The sequence below is a fragment of the Lysobacter panacisoli genome (assembly GCF_009765165.1).
GTDB lineage: Bacteria > Pseudomonadota > Gammaproteobacteria > Xanthomonadales > Xanthomonadaceae > Lysobacter_J > Lysobacter_J panacisoli.
The window spans coordinates 1,498,054-1,513,929 of sequence record NZ_VLNU01000001.1; the positions used below are offsets into that span (position 1 = coordinate 1,498,054).

Below are 15,876 nucleotides of genomic sequence, written 5' to 3' on the forward strand. Positions count from 1 at the left end.
TTACAGGCGCTCGGCGGCGGCGCGCTCGCGCACCTGCGCCAGCGTCCAGTCGCGCAGCAGCGTGCCGTTCTCCCACACGGTGACCATCGCGTCTTCGTAACCCGCCGGTGCGTCGGCCACATCGAGGGACACCGCTTCGTCGGCCAGCGGCACGGTGCGGTAATGACCGGTGGCGGCATTGCGCGCCAGCGTCATGCGTCCGCGCTTGCTGGTCTTGCCCTTGTCGGTCACCGGTTCCTTGTAGACGTCGATCCAGCATCCATCGACACGCGCGGCCGAGCACTTCAGCGCGAACTTCTGCGTGTCGCGATCCAGCCGTTGCAACAGCGCGCCGCCCATGCCGAAGGCGAGATTGTCGGTCGCGTAGCCGGCGCTGGTGATGCGTTCGAGGATCGCGCGCAGGCTGGTTGGATCGATACCGTCGCCCTGGATCACGCGCACGTGGTTGAGCACCTTGAAACCCTTGCCGTTGACGACGTGGCCGAAGGCCTCGTCGAGTCGCTGCAAGCATTGATGGACGACGTCGGCCGGATCGCCGGAGTCGGGACGGATCACCACCGTAGCGCCCGACTCGATGACTTCGTCACGCAAGGTCTGGCCCCAGTGCTCCGACACCGCCTTGAAGATGTCGTAGCTGTCCGACACCACCGCGACGATCGAACCCGGGCGCGCGAACTGGCGCAGCATGTTGCGGTACGCATCGACCTCGCGATCGCGGCCCCACGCGGTGATCGTGCTGTGCTCGGCGGCGGGAATCGAGAAGCCCGCCATCGGTTCGTGGTAGTACGCGCGCGCCGCGAGCAGGCCCGCCACCGTGTCGGTACCGAGGAAATTCACCAGGTGCGACAGGCCGCCGATCGCCGCGGATTCCGCGCTGGACACGCCACGCGCGCCGAAGTCGTGCAGCTTGAACGGCAACTGCGCCTCGACGTCGTCGCTGGTGCGTTCCAGGAACTGGCGCAGCGTCTGCCGTGCGTGCCAGCTCACCGTCGCGACCGTCACCGGATACCACAGGCGCAGCAGCAATGTTTCGATGTAGGACGGTACCCAGAACGCGTCCGGATCGGTGGATTCGATGGTCACCAGCGCCTGGTGCGTCGGTACGACGCTGCCTTCCGCGACCGCGCGGATGCGCAGCGGCAGGCGGCCTTCGTGGCGATCGACGACGCGCCGCCAGCCGGCTTCGTTGAACGGCTCGCCGTGGGCGGCGAAGAGATCGCGCGCCTCGTCGACGTGCGCGTGCGTCACCGGTCGGCCGAGGTACTCCTTGAGGATGGTCTGCAGCCCGAAGAAAAGCGTGCGGTCGTACACGCCGCCGCGCGACTCGACGTAGAAGAACGTCGCGTCGGTGCGCGGCGGATACTGCAGCCAGTGGCTCGCCTTGTAGCTGTCGGTGTTGAGCAGCAGGTTGTCGAGGTAATGCATGGCGGCTCCAGCATCGTGCCCCGCGCGCTCAGTCGCAGATGCGCCACTCGCCGGGCATCAAAGTATCCAGCCGATGCGCGCCGATCGCCACGCGCACCAGTCGCAGCGTCGGCAGTCCGACCGCGGCGGTCATGCGCCGTACCTGGCGATTGCGGCCTTCGCTGATGGTCAGTTCGAGCCAGGCATCGGGCACGGTCTTGCGAAAACGCACCGGTGGATCGCGCGGCCACAGGGCCGGATCGTCGATGCGTCGCGCCTTGGCAGGACGGGTCGGTCCGTCGTTGAGTGTCACGCCGCGGCGCAGCGCGTCGATATGGTCATCGTGCGGTTCGCCCTCCACCTGCACGAAGTAGGTCTTGGGCGACTTGTGGCGCGGATCGGTCAAACGGTGCGCGAGCGCACCGTCGTCGGTGAGCAGCAGCAGTCCTTCGCTGTCGTGGTCCAGCCGGCCCGCCGCGTAGACATCGGGCGGCAGGCCGAACTCCGCCAGCGTGCGTCGCGGCGGCGTGCTGCGGTCGGTGAACTGACACAGCACGCCGTAAGGCTTGTTGAACGCGATGAGCATGGGAAGCGACGGCTCGAGATGGACGATGCCGTCATCCCCGCGAAGGCGGGGATCCAACTCGACGGCCTATCTCCGGTCTCCGCAGAGGTGATGCATCGGACAGTTGGATTCCCGCCTTCGCGGGATGACGGCCTTGGCGGAAGCGACGGATGAACGCCCGGATTCCCGCTTTACAGCAATGACGAACTCCGCGACCCGTTACGGCTTCACGAAGCGCAGCGTCATGCGATCGCTTTCGCCGATCGCCTTGTACTTGGCGTCGTCCTTGGCGTCGTGCTGGTTGGTCGGCGGCAGCGTCCACACGCCATTGGGATGGTCGGCGGTGTCCTTCGCATTCGCATTGACCTCGCTCTTCGCGTCAAGCTTGAAGCCGGCCTTTTGCGCCAGTTCGATCACCAGCGCTTCGGTGAGGTAACCGGACGTCTTCATCTTCTCCAGGTCGGTGCCCGGCTTGGCGCGATGGTCGACCACGCCAAGCGTGCCGCCCGGCTTGAGCACGTCGAAGAACGCCTTGAAGTACGCATCCGCCGTGCCGTCGTCGACCCAGTTGTGCGCGTTGCGGAACGTCAGCACCAGGTCGGCCGAACCGGCCGGACCGAAGTTCGGTGCCTTCGGATCGAAGTTGCGCACCGCCGGCTTGCCGTACACCGCGGTGTTGGCGAAGCGCTCGTCGAGCGCCTTGCTCTGGCGGTAGCGATACTGCGGCTGGTTCGGGATCGCGGGGTCGTACATGGCCGCGACGTACTGGCCGCCGTCCTTCAGGTACGGCGCGAGTATCTCGGTGTACCAGCCGCCGCCAGGCGTGATCTCGATGACGTTCTGGTTCGGCTTGAGGCCGAAGAACGACAGCGTCTCGGCCGGATGGCGGTACTGGTCGCGCAGCACGTTCTTGGCATCGCGCGCGGGCGAGCGCAGCGCGGCCTGCAGTGCGGGATCGACCGCAGTCGCGGCAGTCGCCTTGGCGGCGGGCTTCGACTTGGCCTGCGCGGCGACGTCGGCGTGTGCGATCAGCAGGGCGGGAACCAGTGCGGCGAGCAGCAGACGTTTCATGCGGTGCTCCATTGCCTTCGGGAAGGGGCCGCCAGACTAGCGCGTGGACGTGAAGGCGGCCACGTCAACGAACGGCACGTGCGCCGGGCTTGTTCGCCTTCTTCGGCTTGGCGCGCGCCGTCTTCTTCGCGGCGCGGGCGCCGGCGGGCGCCATCGCATCGCTGCTGGCGTAAACCTCCGCTTCGCCGAGCAGCCAGTCGCGGAACGTCGCCAGCCCGCGATGGTCCGCCGAGCGCGACGGGTAGACGAGGTAGTGCGCGAATTCCGTCTTCAGCCGCTCGTCGAACAGCTCGACCAGCCTGCCGGCCTCGATCAGCGGGCGCGCCAGGGTGATGCGCCCGAGCACGATGCCCATGCCTTCGGCAGCGGCACGGTGCAGGTTCTCCGAATCGTCGAAGATCGCCACGAAGCGCGCCGGCGGCGAACCGCCATAACGCGCGAACCATTCGCTCCAGCGCCCGCCCGGCGCACCGAGCAGCGGGAACTCGCTGAGCGTGGCGAGCGTCGGCCGGCCGAGGCGTTCGATCAGCTTCGGGCTTGCGGTCGGCGTCATCCAGTCGTCGAACAGGTGCACCGCTTCCAGTCCCGGCCACTTGCCCGGACCAAAGCGGATGCCGGCGTCAATCGAGCTCTCGCGCGCGAAATCGATCGGATCGATGTTCGACTGCAGGCTGATCTCCAGCTGCGGGTGCGCGGCGAGGAAACTCGGCAGGCGCGGCACCAGCCAGCTGGATGCGAACGAGGGCATCAGGGTCAGCGCGAGCGCATCGTCGCGGCGTCCGCGTCGCGGCTGCAGGGCCTGCTCGATCGCTTCCAGATGCGGTGCGATGCGGTCGAACAGGGCTTGGCCGTGCTCGGTGAGTTTCACGCCGCGCGCGCCACGCACGAACAGGCGGCGGTCGAGGCGTTCCTCGATCGCGCGGATCTGGTGGCTCAGGGCGCTGACGGTCAGATGCATCGACTCGGCCGCGCGGGTCAGGTTGCCGGTGCGTGCGGCGGCGATGAAACCGAGCAGTGCCTGCAGCGGTGGACGGCTCATGCGACCCCTCCGGAAAGCCGCGTCCTGCGGCCCTCAGCGTTTAGATGGATTCAAGCCTGACTTGCGAAACGGTCGCTTTTTCGGGCGATCCGGCGGGCGTATCTTGCAACGCACTCAAGGAAGTTGTCCACGCCAGGACGCCGCCAAGCGCACCAGGAGTACGCCATGAACGTGTTCACCAATCTGCTGTTCCTGCAGGGCCATCTGGCCGACCCGCACCTGTTCGACGACGAAGACGACCGTTACGCCAAGGGCTATGGCAACCGCATTGCCTCGGAACGCTTCTTCGCGCCGCTGGGCCATCACAAGACCGTCCGTACTCGCGATGCCGACGCGCCGCAGGGTCTGGACCTCGCCCTGGACGGCTGTCGCTGATCCCATCGCGAGCGTCTGACGCGCACGCCAACCCCATACCCGCCTTCCTCCCCCAGCGCGCCGCCGGCCTCGTCCGCGGCGCGTTTTCTTTTGCGCGTCGCCGAGCGGCCCATCCCGAGTTCCCGGCCATCCAGCCATCGGCGTCGGGCGCCGGCCCTGCTTGGTCCTGAACGGGGTCCTGCCTTACAATCGATAACGATTCTTATTTATGTTGGCCACCGGTGCCATGCCGGTCGCGGCCCAGGGACGGGCAGGTCGACTCCTTCCTTCAGGCCCCCTATGTCCATCCGTCCTCGCGTTCGCTCCCTGCCGGCCTCGGTCCGGCTCGTCCTGACCGGTCTCTTCATGGCCGGCGCTTCCTCTGCCGCATTCGCCCAGTCCGCGCCGGCGCGGGACAGCGCCACCGACCTCGACTCGGTCGAAGTCCGCGCGCCGATCGCCCGCAGCAGCGGCACCGTCACCAAGACCGACACGCCGATCCGCGAGATCCCGCAGTCGATCTCGGTGGTGACCGACCAGCAGATGCGCGATCGCGCAGTCCACGGCGTCGAGGAAGCGGTGTGGTACACGGCCGGTGCGCAGGGCGGCGGCTACGGCGGCGATCCGCGCAGCGACTGGTTGCTGCTGCGCGGCTTCACGCCGGCGCGCTACATGGACGGCCTGTCGCTGGCGGAAGGTTCCGGCACCGGCATCACCCGCATCGAACCGTACGGCCTGGAGCGCATCGAAGTACTGAAGGGCCCGTCGTCGGTGACCTACGGCGCGATGCCTCCGGGCGGCATGATCAACTACGTCAGCAAGCGTCCGACCGAAGAAGCGCTGCGTGAAGTCGAACTGCAGGTCGGCAGCTACGACATGTTCCAGCTCGCCGGCGATTTCGGCGGCAAGCTGACCGACGATGGCGTGTGGACATATCGCCTCACCGCGCTGGCGCGCAACAGCGACGACCAGGTCGACTACGTGCACGACGACCGCTACTACTTCGCGCCCTCACTGACGTGGAAGCCGGACGAGGCCAACTCGCTGACGCTGCTCGCGCGCTGGCAGAAGAACGACACCGTCGCCGGCGCAGGCTTCCTGCCGGCGGAAGGGACGCTGCTGCCGAACCCGCACGGCAAGATCCCGGCGGACCGTTTCACCGGTGAGCCGGGGTACAACAATTACGACAAGACGATGGCGTCGGTCGGCTGGGAGTACTTCCACGACTTCGGCGGCGGCACCACGTTCCGCCAGAACCTGCGCTACGGCGAGACGACGATCGACCCGAGCACGTCGGTCGGCGCGTTCGGCCTGCTGGCCGACCAGCGCACGCTGTTCCGCTACCTGTGGAACACCGAGGAAGAGAGCAAGACTTTCGGCGTCGACAACCAGCTGCAGTTCGAGTTCAACACCGGCGCGGCGCAGCACACGCTGCTGACCGGCCTGGACTACCGTCGCCTGCGCAATGAGTACGCCTCGGCATTCGCGTTCACCGCACCGACGCTGGACATCTTCAATCCGGTGTACGGCGCGCCGATCGTCGAGCCCGACTTCACCTCGCGCACGCGCCAGGAGCAGTCGCAGTTCGGCCTGTACGCGCAGGACCAGATCAAGGTCGGTCGCTGGGTGGCGACGCTGGGCGCACGCCAGGACTGGGTCGGCACCGATACGCATGAAGTCATCGGCGGTGCGCAGGGCCATCAGAGCGACGACAAGTTCTCCGGTCGTGTCGGTGTGAACTACCTGTTCGATAACGGCATCGCGCCGTACGTGGGCTGGTCGCAGTCGTTCCAGCCGACGGTGGGCACCGACTTCGCCGGCAACGCGTTCGTGCCGACCACGGGCGAACAGATCGAAGCGGGCGTGAAGTACCAGCCGGCCAGCAACCGCATCCTCGCCACGCTGGCCGTGTACAAGCTGGTGCAGGAGAACACGCTGGTGGTCGATCCGAACCACACGCTGTATTCGATCCAGCAGGGCGAAACGGAAGTGCAGGGCGTCGAGCTGGAAGGCCGCTGGAACATCGGCAACGGCCTGAGCGTGTACGGCGCGTACGCGTACATCGACTCGGAAGTCACCAAGTCGACCGATCCGCTGTCGCTGGGCGCGGAAATCCCGCTGCAGCCCAAGCAGTCGGCCTCGCTCGGCGCGGACTACACCATCACCTCCGGCGTGCTGGCAGGCCTGGGCTTCGGCGCCGGCGTGCGCTACACCGGCGAGCACTTCGGCGACGCGTACAACCTGTGGGAAACGCCGTCGTACACGCTGTTCGACGCCGCCGTGCACTACGACATCGGTGCGTGGCGCCTGCAGCTGAACGCGGCGAACGTGGGCGACAAGGAGTACGTGAGCGCCTGCAACAGCGTCACCTGGTGCTACTACGGCTATCCGCGCACGATCACCGCGACCGCGCGACTGCAGTGGTAACCGGATAGAACTTACTCGCTAGAGTCGTACGCATGAGCCTGCTCGTCGCCATTGCCGCCGCCACCACCGCGATGCTCTCCGCCGCTGCGTTCTACGCTGCATCGGAGCATTGCCGTTGGCCAGCGTGGAAGCGCCGCGGCGCGAGGGGCCGCGTCGTCGGCAGCGCGCTGGCGGTGGCTTCGCTGGCGTTGTGGATCGCGCAGCTCGGTGTCGGCGCCGGGCTGTGCGCGATGATGGGCAGCTGGATGCTGGTGGTGATCGCGTTGCCCTACATCGCGTGGCGCACCGCGCCGGCCGACGGGAGCGCGCGCTGATGTGGGCGCGCGCGCTGGCCGGCATCGTGCCCGGGTTCCTGCTGTCGGCGGGACTCGTGGGCCTGCTCACGTGGTCGCTGCCGGGTTCGTGGCAGGGCACGCTGGTGCCCGGCATCGTCGCGTTCTTCGCGGTGTGGATCGGTGTGATGGCGGCGAGTTTCCAGTTCGCCAACGGCAAGCGCGCCTGGGCGTGTCTCAGCGCGCTGGCCCTCGCGACGCTCGGTGCGTTGTGGGTGCTGCAAACCCTGCGCTGGATCGAGTGACGTCATGAAACTCTCCTCCAACACGCTGCGTACGTTCACCACGCTGCATACCTGGGTCGGACTGGTCGCGGGCTTCGCGCTGTTCGTCGCGTTCTACGCCGGCGCGATCACGATCTTCCACCACGAACTGCAGGCGTGGCAGTCGCCGCATGGCGTGGAGCGTCCGGTCGAAACACTGGACGACGCGCAGCACCTGCTCGACGAAACGCTGTCGCGACATCCGGAAGCGCGAAAGCACGTCGGCATGGTGTTCCCGGGCGATGAGTACCCGGTCACCGCCACGTACTGGCAGGACGCGCAGGGTCAGTGGCGTTTCGCCACGCTCGACGCACTCGACGGCACCGACGAGATGCCTGGCGGCGCGCTGTCGGAACTGGTCAACGCGCTGCACTACTCGCTGGGCATTCCCGTCGCCGGCGCCTACCTGATGGGCATCGTCAGCCTGCTGTACGGGCTGGCGCTGGTGTCGGGCGTTATCATCCATCTGCCGAAGCTGGTGGACGACCTGTTCGCGCTGCGTCCGGGCCGCAACCTCAAGCGGCTGTGGCAGGACGCGCACAACGTCATCGGCGTGCTGAGCCTGCCGATGCACGTGATGTTCGCCGTCACCGGCGCCCTGCTGTGCCTGGTGATGGTGGTGATGTTCGCGCTCAACCCATTGGTGTACCGCGGCCAGCTGATGCAGGCGCTGGGCCCGGCGATGGACACCGCGCCGCAGATCGCTGCGGCCGGTCGCGCGCAGGCGCCGGGTTCGCTGGCGATGTGGCAGGCACGCTCGATCGAAATCGCACGCGCGCAGGGGCTGGAGTCGTTTGAACCTGCGTACCTCAAGCTCGCCAACGCCGGCGATGCCAACGCCACGGTCGAGATCACCGGCGAATCGCCCGGCGCGCTGGGCCCGCTCGGCGCGGTCGCACTCAACGCTAACACCGGCGCGCTGCTGAGCACGCAGCTGCCCGGCCAGCGCGACGCCAACCACGTAACGCTCGCGGCGGCTTACGCGCTGCACTTTGGCGAGTACGGCAACGTGTGGGTGCGCTGGCTGTACTTCCTGCTCGGCCTCGGCGGCGCGTTCCTGTTCTACTCCGGCAACCTGTTGTGGATCGAGTCGCGCCGCAAGCGCCGGCAGGCGCAGCAGGGGCGCGCGCAGTTGTGGATGGCGCGTGCCACGGTCGGCGTATGCATCGGCGTGTGCGTGGCGATCTCGGTCGCGTTCGTCGCCACGCAGTGGCTGCAGTCCGGTGCGATGCGCGATGCGGCGCAGCTCGGCTTCGGCGTGAACCTCGCGTGCTTCGTCGCGTGGGGGCTGTGCGCGCTGTGGGCTGCGCTGCGACCGCCGATCCGCGCGGCGCAGGAACTGTTGTGGCTGGCCGCGATCGTCACCACGGCAGTGCCGTTCGCGCATGGTCTCGCCACCGGTGCGTGGTGGTGGACCAGCGCGGCGGCGGGGCATTGGGACCTGTTCGCGATCGACGCCGGCGCGCTGGCGATCGCGGTCGGTTTCGCCTGGCTCGCACGCGTGACCGCGCGTCGCGCGCGCGAGGGCGAACCCAACAGCGTGTGGACGGCGGTGCCGAGCACCGCGACCGCACCGGTCGAGGCGCCGCAGACCTAAGGCTTCGCCGTCGCGTGGCATGATCGGGCCATGCAGGGCGTTCCCGGACAGTTCGAGCACACCCAGGACCGGGCGCAGTTCAGGCGCCCGGCGCACCGTGACGGCATCGAGCTGTACCGCGCGCACATCGTGCGCCACGAATTCGATCCCCACACCCACGACGCCTACGGCCTCGGCGCGATCGAATCCGGAGTCGAGCGTTTCCGCTACCGCGGCAGCGAGCACCTGGCGCCGCCGGATTCGCGGGTGATGATGAATCCGGACGTGCTGCACACCGGCCACGCGGAAACCGAAGGCGGTTGGCGTTACCGCATGGCGTACATCGATGCGGATGTCGTGCAGGCCGTGACCGGCGACGACAGCTGGTGGTTCCGCGATGCCGTGCACCACGATCCGGCGCGCGCGCATCGCGTGACCGCGCTGCTCGATGCGTTGTGGCACGCCGACGAACCGCTGGCCTTCGACAGCCTGTTGCTGTCGTTGCTGGGCACGTTCCGCGACCAGGCGCGCATCGGCCGGCCCGACACACCTACCGCCGCGCCGCGTTTCGCGAATGTCGTCGAGTACCTTCGCGCGAACCTCGCCGAGCGCGTGACGCTGGAGGAGCTCGCCGCCGTCGCCGATCTCAGTCCCTTCCATTTCCTGCGCGCCTTCCGCGACCACCACGACGTCACGCCGCAGCAGATGCTGATGGCGATGCGGCTGGCCGAGGCCAAGCGTCGCCTCGCCGCGGGCGACACGCCGGCTCGTGTCGCCGCCGCGGTGGGGCTGAGCGACCAGGCCCACCTGACCCGGGCCTTCGCACGCCGTTACGCGGTCACGCCTGCGCGCTACCGGCAGCAGCTGCGCGGCTAGCCACCGCAATCTGGTTCAAGACTTTCGCGCGCGCGTCGCGCACGCTGCCCGCCATGTGGACAGGAACCCTCTACGCACTCGCCGCCGGCCTGATGTGGGGCCTGGTATTCGTCGGCCCGCTGCTGCTGCCGGAATATCCGGCGGCGTTGCAGTCGGTCGGTCGCTACCTCGCCTTCGGCCTGATCGCCCTGCCGCTGGCGTGGATGGACCGCGCCGCGCTGCGGCGGCTGGTGCGCGCGGACTGGATCGAAGCGCTCAAGCTCGTCGCGATCGGCAACCTGCTCTATTACGTCTGCCTTGCCAGCGCGATCCAGCGCGCCGGCGCGCCGTTGCCGACGATGATCATCGGCACGCTGCCGGTGGTGATCGCGATAAGCGCGAACCTGCGCGACCACCGTCGCGACGGCCGCCTGCCGTGGGCGAGACTACTGCCCTCGCTGCTGTTGATCGCAGCGGGCATCGCCTGCGTGAACCGAGTCGAGCTGGACGCGCTGCGCGCCGATCCGGAGGCCGATCTCAAGCGCTACGTGCAGGGCGCGCTGCTGGCGCTGGTCGCGGTGGCCTGCTGGACCTGGTACCCGCTGCGCAACGCCGACTGGCTGCGCGCGCACCCCGATCGCAGTCCACGCACCTGGGCGACCGCGCAGGGAGTGGCGACGCTGCCGCTGGCGCTCGCCGGCTACGTGGTCGTGTGGGTCGGGACGAGTCTGCTCGGCCGTGATTTCCCGATGCCGTTCGGCCCGCGCCCGTGGTTCTTCATCGGCCTGATGGCGGCGATCGGCCTGTTCGCGTCGTGGATCGGCACGCTGTGCTGGAACGCCGCGAGCCAGCGCCTGCCGACCGCCGTGGCGGGACAGTTGATCGTGTTCGAGACGCTGGCCGCGCTGGCGTACGCGTTCATCCTGCGCGGGCGTGCGCCCGAGGCGCTGACCCTTGTCGGCATCGGCTTGCTGATCGCCGGGGTGATGTGGGCGCTGCGCATCCGCCCCGAGCCGCGCGCCGTGGAAGGCCATACCGGCTGAGGGCGTTCGCGCATGCGTGAAGGCGATGCAGTTCCGCCATCACGCGCGAGCCGCTAGGATCGCGGCACGGCGCATGGGATCCACGTGCGCCCTTGTCCGCAAAGCGCATGGGGAAGCGCATGTCGACCCGACTCCTGATCGTGTTGTTGTCATTGGCGCTTGGCGCCGTAAGCGGGGCCTTTGGCTATTCATTGATCGCCGGCAAGCGCAAGGCGGTCGAGCTGGCGGCCGCGCGTGAGGAAGGCCGCAAGGAAGCCGAAAAGGCGCTCCAGGACGACCTTGCCGCGCTCAAGCCAGTCACCTTCGCCAAGGCCGCCGATGCCGAGGGCAAGGCCGGCGGCGTGGTGTTCGGCTACGAGTACGTCAAGCCGAAGAGCGCTGCGCTGGAACCCTTCTACAAGATGGCCCACGACACCGACCTGCTGCGCAAGCTGCCGGAAGTGCACGCCATCGACGGCATGTTGATGCTGCCGCGCCCGATCAACTACGTCACCGCCGAATGCGGCGAGGTCAACGCGTTCTATTCGCCCGAACGCGGCGAAGTGGTGATGTGCTACGAGACGATGAAGGTGCTGCAGGAGCGCGGCCGCGAACTGGCCGCGACCAACAAGCTCGACGAGGGCTACGCGCAGCGCTACCTGGATGCGAACGTGCGCTTCATCCTGCTGCACGAGACCGGTCATGCGCTGATCCAGTTGCTGCAGGTCCCGATCACCGGCCGCGAGGAGGATGCGGTGGACCAGCTCGCGACCACGCTGATGCTGCGTTTCGCCGGGCTGGACGAATCCACGACCACGGTGACGGAGAACCTGCGCATGGCATCGAACTGGTTCCTCGCGCGCAGCACCGGCGAGTACAACCTCGATGCCTACGCCGACGAGCATGCGCTCGGCGAGCAGCGCTATTTCAACCTGCAATGCCTGCTGTACGGCAGCGATCCGGCGCGCTATCTCAGCGTGGTCACCGACGGCGACCTGCCCGAGGCGCGCGCCAAGGGTTGCCCGGAAGAAGCGCGACGGATCAGTCGTTCGTGGCTGCGCCTGCTGCTGCCGTACGTGGCGCCGAAGTTCGAGATGACCGAAGAGAAGGCGAACCGCCTGTTCGAACAGCGCGAAGAGGAACGCGACCGCAACACCAGCATTCCCTACGTGCGCGGCGAGTAGCGCCCAACCGTCGATCAGAAAAGAAAAGGCCCGGCATTGCCGGGCCTTTTGCTTTCCACTGGGAGGCGCCGGATTACAGCGCGGCCACCGCGGCGTTGAGCGTCGCGCTCGGGCGCATGGCCGACGCCAGCTGCGCCATGTCGGGGTGGTAGTAGCCGCCGATCTCCACCGGCTTGCCCTGCACCGCGATCAGCTCGTCGACGATCTTCTGCTCGTTGCCTTCCAGCGACTGCGCGAGCTTGCCGAAGCGCGCCTTCAGTTCCGCGTCGCCGTCCTGGTCGGCGAGTGCGCGCGCCCAGTACATCGCCAGGTAGAAGTGGCTGCCGCGGTTGTCGATGCCGCCGACCTTGCGCGAGGGCGACTTGTCGTTGTCGAGGAACTTCGCGTTCGCCTCGTCGAGCGTGTCGGCCAGCACCTTCGCGCGCGCGTTGCCGGTCTGGTTGGCGAGGTGCTCCAGCGACGCGGCCAGCGCGAGGAACTCACCCAGCGAATCCCAGCGCAGGTAGTCCTCTTCGACGAACTGCTGCACGTGCTTCGGTGCCGAACCGCCCGCACCGGTCTCGAACAGGCCGCCGCCGGCCATCAGCGGCACGATCGACAGCATCTTGGCGCTGGTGCCCAGCTCCATGATCGGGAACAGGTCGGTGAGGTAGTCGCGCAGCACGTTGCCGGTGACCGAGATCGTGTCCTGGCCCTGGCGGATGCGCGCGAGCGCATGCTTCATCGCATCGACCGGCGCGAGGATGCGGATGTCCAGGCCCGCGGTGTCGTGGTCCTTGAGGTAACGCTCGACCTTGGCGATCACGTTGGCGTCGTGCGCGCGCTGCGGGTCCAGCCAGAACACGGCCGGCGTGTTCGACAGGCGCGCGCGGTTCACCGCGAGCTTGACCCAGTCCTGGATCGGCGCGTCCTTGGTCTGGCACATGCGCCAGATATCGCCAGCCTCGACCTTGTGTTCCATCAGCACGTTGCCGGACTCGTCCAGCACGCGCACCACGCCGTCGGCGGGGATCTGGAACGTCTTGTCGTGGCTGCCGTACTCCTCGGCCTTCTGCGCCATCAGGCCGACGTTGGGCACCGAGCCCATCGTCGCTGGATCGAACGCACCGTGCGCACGGCAGTCGTCGATCACGGCCTGGTAGATGCCGGCGTAGCAACGGTCCGGGATCAGCGCCTTGGTGTCCTGCAGCTTGCCGTCGGTGTTCCACATGCGGCCTGAGTCGCGGATCATCGCCGGCATCGAGGCGTCGACGATCACGTCGCTCGGCACGTGCAGGTTGGTGATGCCCTTGTCGGAATTGACCATCGCCAGCGCCGGGCGGCGCGTGTACTCGGCGACGATGTCCGCCTCGATCGCGGCCACGGTTTCCGGCGGCAGCGACGACAGGCGCGCGTACAGGTCGCCGATGCCGTTGTTGGCATCGAAGCCGGCGCGGGCCAGCACGTCGGCGTGCTTGGACAGCGTGTCGCGGTAGAAGCGCTTGACCACGATGCCGAACATGATCGGGTCGGAGACCTTCATCATGGTCGCCTTCAGGTGCAGCGAGAACAGCACGCCCTTGGCGAGCGCGTCGTCGATTTGCGCGTCGACGAAGGACGACAGCGCGTTCGCGCTCAGGCTGGAGGCGTCGATCAGCTCGCCCGCCTGTACCTTGATGTTGGTCTTGAGCATGTTGCGGCGGCCGTCGGCGCCGGTCAGCTCGATCGAGACCGTGCCGGCCTTCTCGATCACCTTCGACTGCTCGCTGCCGTAAAAATCGCCGCCGTCCATGTGCGCGATGTGCGAGCGCGATTCAGCGCTCCACGCGCCCATCCTGTGCGGGTGCTTGCGTGCGTAGTTCTTCACCGAGGCCGGGGCGCGGCGATCGGAGTTGCCTTCGCGCAGCACCGGATTCACCGCGCTGCCCTTGACCCGGTCGTAGCGCGCCTTGATGTCGTTCTCCTGCTCGCCCTTGGGCTCTTCCGGATAGTCCGGCAGTGCGTAGCCCTGCGCCTGCAGTTCGGCGATGGCGGCCTTGAGCTGCGGCACCGAGGCGCTGATGTTGGGCAGCTTGATGATGTTGGCTTCCGGCGTGGTCGCCAGGCGGCCGAGCTCGGCGAGGTGGTCGCCGATCTTCTGGTCGTCCTTCAGGAACTCGGGGAACTGCGAGAGGATGCGGCCCGACAGGGAGATGTCGCGCGTTTCCACGCGGATACCCGCGGTGGCGGTGTACGCCTCGATGATCGGCAGCAGCGACTGCGTGGCCAGGAACGGCGCTTCGTCCGTCAGCGTGTAGATGATCGTGGGCGTGTTGGACATGTCGGCGGGGACTCGTGCGGCTGTTACGTGGGCGGAAGGCCTGTGCAGGCCGGACGCCGCGCGGGGCGGCATCGTCTACGCGCGCGCCGGCTCGGCGCGCAACCTTCGCATTGTCGCGGTTTCGGCCGGGGGCGGCAAAGCGCGTGGGTGCAACGCTGCAGGCTGCGGGCGAACGCCGGCGTCACCGCACGCGGCAGTATGGCGACGTGGTTCGACTCAAACCGCGCCGCAGCACTTCTTGTACTTCTTCCCGCTGCCGCACGGGCACGGCGCATTGCGGTCGGGCGTCGCCTCGCGGCGGATCGGTTCGCGCGGCGTGAGCGCATCGATGCGCAGGTGGTGCAGGTCGGCGAGCATGCCCGGCAGGCTCGCGATGACCTCCAGCCGTTCGCGGTAGCTCACCGCCTCGCCCGGCTGGTCCGGGTCTTCGCCGATGATCTCGCCGCTGGCCAGGCGATCCAGGCGCAGGAAGATCTCGTCGACCCATTCGTGCTCGTCGAGCCACTTGTCCCAGGCGATCTCGCTCAGCTCCGCGCCGCGGAAGAAGCCGAAGGCCCAGTCGCGGCCCACGTCGAGTTCGTCATCCTGCTCCTGCTCCGGATCCTCCGGCAGCCACAGCAGCGGCGCGAGATGGTCGGGCAGGTCGTCGTCGCCGTGGCGCACGCGCTGGCTGACCATGTTCCAGTGGCCCTGCAGCAGTGCTTCGACCTGCAGGCGCTCCTCGTCGTCCTTCCAGCGCGGCGGCGTGCCCCACACGGCGACCTGCCACTGCTCGAACGGCACCGTCTCCGGACCGACCGCGAGCGCCGACAGGTAGCCGTCGAGGGCCTCCAGATTGAATCCCTTGAACGGGACCGCGCGCTGTTCCAGCAATTCGGCCAGGCGTTCGATCTGATCGTCGTCGAGGTAGGCGGGAGCTTTCATGGGGGACTCGGCGTGGGGGAAACAACACGACATGGTAGTCGCACCGGCCCCGGGTCGCCGAGAATTCCGCCCGTCCACCCGCATTTCACGCGATCCGCCATGTCCGACTGCCCCTGCGGCTCACGCCGCGCCTACGCCGCTTGCTGCGGCCCGCTGCACGCCGGAACGCCCGCGCCCGACGCGCAGGCGCTGATGCGCTCGCGCTACAGCGCCTATGTGATGGGCGATCTCGATTACCTGCGTGCGAGCTGGCATCCGACCACGCGGCCGGCCGACCTCGACCTCGGCGACACCCGCGCGACGCGATGGCTGGGTCTTGAGGTGCGTCGGCATACGGTGATCGATGCGGACCATGCGACGGTCGAATTCGTTGCGCGCTACAAGGTCGGCGGTGCGGCCGCAGTGCGCCTGCACGAACTCAGCCGCTTCGTTCGCGAGGACGGGCGCTGGTACTACGTCGATGGCACCTTCCCGGCGAAGTGACGCCGGGACACCGAAAAAAAAGGGCGCGGTGGGGAGGCCGCGCCCATGCTTGCCCACCACGTGGTGGGGAGAGAGGGC

At 68.0% G+C, this 15,876-nt stretch carries 15 protein-coding genes; 9 read left to right on the forward strand and 6 right to left on the reverse strand.

The annotated features are described in order from the left end of the window. The 4 genes from FOF45_RS07170 to FOF45_RS07185 form a co-directional block, all read right to left on the reverse strand. On the reverse strand, positions 1–1,425 hold the full coding sequence (locus FOF45_RS07170) for a nicotinate phosphoribosyltransferase (RefSeq protein ID WP_158983403.1): 1,425 nt from the start codon (positions 1,423–1,425) through the stop codon (positions 1–3). Between the two features lie 28 nt (positions 1,426–1,453). Continuing rightward, entirely contained in the window at positions 1,454–1,990 is a 537-nt protein-coding gene (locus tag FOF45_RS07175) for a pseudouridine synthase (RefSeq protein WP_158983405.1), read from the reverse strand. Positions 1,991–2,188: 198 nt separating this feature from the next. Beyond that, entirely contained in the window at positions 2,189–3,040 is an 852-nt protein-coding gene (locus tag FOF45_RS07180) for a class I SAM-dependent methyltransferase (protein WP_158983407.1), read from the reverse strand. Between the two features lie 64 nt (positions 3,041–3,104). Then, positions 3,105–4,079 carry a LysR substrate-binding domain-containing protein gene (locus tag FOF45_RS07185; RefSeq protein WP_158983409.1) on the reverse strand — a complete coding sequence of 325 codons (975 nt, stop codon included), beginning with the start codon at positions 4,077–4,079 and terminating at the stop codon, positions 3,105–3,107. Positions 4,080–4,244: 165 nt separating this feature from the next. Here FOF45_RS07185 and FOF45_RS07190 point away from each other — a divergent pair, with 165 nt between their 5' ends. The 8 genes from FOF45_RS07190 to FOF45_RS07225 all read left to right on the forward strand — a co-directional run bounded on the left by FOF45_RS07190 (position 4,245) and on the right by FOF45_RS07225 (position 12,092). Then, the gene (locus tag FOF45_RS07190; RefSeq protein WP_158983410.1) at positions 4,245–4,454 is read left to right on the forward strand and encodes a hypothetical protein; all 210 of its coding nucleotides are present in this window, start codon (positions 4,245–4,247) and stop codon (positions 4,452–4,454) included. Between the two features lie 345 nt (positions 4,455–4,799). Beyond that, positions 4,800–6,860 (forward strand): TonB-dependent siderophore receptor, encoded by a 2,061-nt coding sequence (locus tag FOF45_RS07195; RefSeq protein WP_233264079.1) that lies wholly within the window; start codon positions 4,800–4,802, stop codon positions 6,858–6,860. Positions 6,861–6,892: 32 nt separating this feature from the next. Beyond that, positions 6,893–7,174 carry a hypothetical protein gene (locus FOF45_RS07200; protein WP_158983414.1) on the forward strand — a complete coding sequence of 94 codons (282 nt, stop codon included), beginning with the start codon at positions 6,893–6,895 and terminating at the stop codon, positions 7,172–7,174. Continuing rightward, positions 7,174–7,437 (forward strand): hypothetical protein, encoded by a 264-nt coding sequence (locus FOF45_RS07205; protein WP_158983416.1) that lies wholly within the window; start codon positions 7,174–7,176, stop codon positions 7,435–7,437. The genes FOF45_RS07200 and FOF45_RS07205 overlap by 1 nt, the downstream gene beginning before the upstream one ends. Positions 7,438–7,441: 4 nt before the next feature. Further along, positions 7,442–9,052: a PepSY-associated TM helix domain-containing protein gene (locus FOF45_RS07210; RefSeq protein WP_158983418.1), complete on the forward strand. Its 1,611-nt coding sequence runs from the start codon at positions 7,442–7,444 to the stop codon at positions 9,050–9,052. A 30-nt stretch (positions 9,053–9,082) separates the two neighbouring features. Continuing rightward, on the forward strand, positions 9,083–9,907 hold the full coding sequence (locus FOF45_RS07215) for an AraC family transcriptional regulator (RefSeq protein ID WP_158983419.1): 825 nt from the start codon (positions 9,083–9,085) through the stop codon (positions 9,905–9,907). A gap of 53 nt (positions 9,908–9,960) precedes the next feature. Further along, positions 9,961–10,929, forward strand: a complete 969-nt coding sequence (locus tag FOF45_RS07220) for a DMT family transporter (RefSeq protein ID WP_158983421.1) — start codon at positions 9,961–9,963, stop codon at positions 10,927–10,929. A gap of 119 nt (positions 10,930–11,048) precedes the next feature. Continuing rightward, positions 11,049–12,092 carry a DUF4344 domain-containing metallopeptidase gene (locus tag FOF45_RS07225; RefSeq protein WP_233264080.1) on the forward strand — a complete coding sequence of 348 codons (1,044 nt, stop codon included), beginning with the start codon at positions 11,049–11,051 and terminating at the stop codon, positions 12,090–12,092. A 73-nt stretch (positions 12,093–12,165) separates the two neighbouring features. Here the strand turns inward: FOF45_RS07225 and FOF45_RS07230 are convergent, their stop codons facing one another. After that, positions 12,166–14,391 carry an NADP-dependent isocitrate dehydrogenase gene (locus FOF45_RS07230; RefSeq protein WP_158983425.1) on the reverse strand — a complete coding sequence of 742 codons (2,226 nt, stop codon included), beginning with the start codon at positions 14,389–14,391 and terminating at the stop codon, positions 12,166–12,168. Between the two features lie 216 nt (positions 14,392–14,607). Beyond that, on the reverse strand, positions 14,608–15,315 hold the full coding sequence (locus FOF45_RS07235; RefSeq protein ID WP_158983427.1) for a UPF0149 family protein: 708 nt from the start codon (positions 15,313–15,315) through the stop codon (positions 14,608–14,610). Between the two features lie 99 nt (positions 15,316–15,414). Between FOF45_RS07235 and FOF45_RS07240 the strand changes: the two genes are divergently transcribed. Beyond that, a complete protein-coding gene (locus FOF45_RS07240) occupies positions 15,415–15,798 on the forward strand; it encodes a YchJ family protein (RefSeq protein WP_158983429.1) in 384 nt (127 codons plus the stop codon). Positions 15,799–15,876: the final 78 nt, after the last annotated feature.

Excerpts from the sequence above, each read along its gene's own strand:
- FOF45_RS07205 (WP_158983416.1), top strand. The coding sequence starts at position 7,174 with ATGTGGGCGCGCGCGCTGGCCGGCATCGTGCCCGGGTTCCTGCTGTCG.
- FOF45_RS07200 (WP_158983414.1), top strand. The coding sequence starts at position 6,893 with ATGAGCCTGCTCGTCGCCATTGCCGCCGCCACCACCGCGATGCTCTCC.
- FOF45_RS07175 (WP_158983405.1), bottom strand. The coding sequence starts at position 1,990 with ATGCTCATCGCGTTCAACAAGCCTTACGGCGTGCTGTGTCAGTTCACC.
- FOF45_RS07180 (WP_158983407.1), bottom strand. The coding sequence starts at position 3,040 with ATGAAACGTCTGCTGCTCGCCGCACTGGTTCCCGCCCTGCTGATCGCA.
- FOF45_RS07215 (WP_158983419.1), top strand. The coding sequence starts at position 9,083 with ATGCAGGGCGTTCCCGGACAGTTCGAGCACACCCAGGACCGGGCGCAG.
- FOF45_RS07220 (WP_158983421.1), top strand. The coding sequence starts at position 9,961 with ATGTGGACAGGAACCCTCTACGCACTCGCCGCCGGCCTGATGTGGGGC.
- FOF45_RS07185 (WP_158983409.1), bottom strand. The coding sequence starts at position 4,079 with ATGAGCCGTCCACCGCTGCAGGCACTGCTCGGTTTCATCGCCGCCGCA.
- FOF45_RS07210 (WP_158983418.1), top strand. The coding sequence starts at position 7,442 with ATGAAACTCTCCTCCAACACGCTGCGTACGTTCACCACGCTGCATACC.
- FOF45_RS07240 (WP_158983429.1), top strand. The coding sequence starts at position 15,415 with ATGTCCGACTGCCCCTGCGGCTCACGCCGCGCCTACGCCGCTTGCTGC.
- FOF45_RS07170 (WP_158983403.1), bottom strand. The coding sequence starts at position 1,425 with ATGCATTACCTCGACAACCTGCTGCTCAACACCGACAGCTACAAGGCG.
- FOF45_RS07235 (WP_158983427.1), bottom strand. The coding sequence starts at position 15,315 with ATGAAAGCTCCCGCCTACCTCGACGACGATCAGATCGAACGCCTGGCC.
- FOF45_RS07225 (WP_233264080.1), top strand. The coding sequence starts at position 11,049 with ATGTCGACCCGACTCCTGATCGTGTTGTTGTCATTGGCGCTTGGCGCC.
- FOF45_RS07195 (WP_233264079.1), top strand. The coding sequence starts at position 4,800 with ATGGCCGGCGCTTCCTCTGCCGCATTCGCCCAGTCCGCGCCGGCGCGG.
- FOF45_RS07230 (WP_158983425.1), bottom strand. The coding sequence starts at position 14,391 with ATGTCCAACACGCCCACGATCATCTACACGCTGACGGACGAAGCGCCG.
- FOF45_RS07190 (WP_158983410.1), top strand. The coding sequence starts at position 4,245 with ATGAACGTGTTCACCAATCTGCTGTTCCTGCAGGGCCATCTGGCCGAC.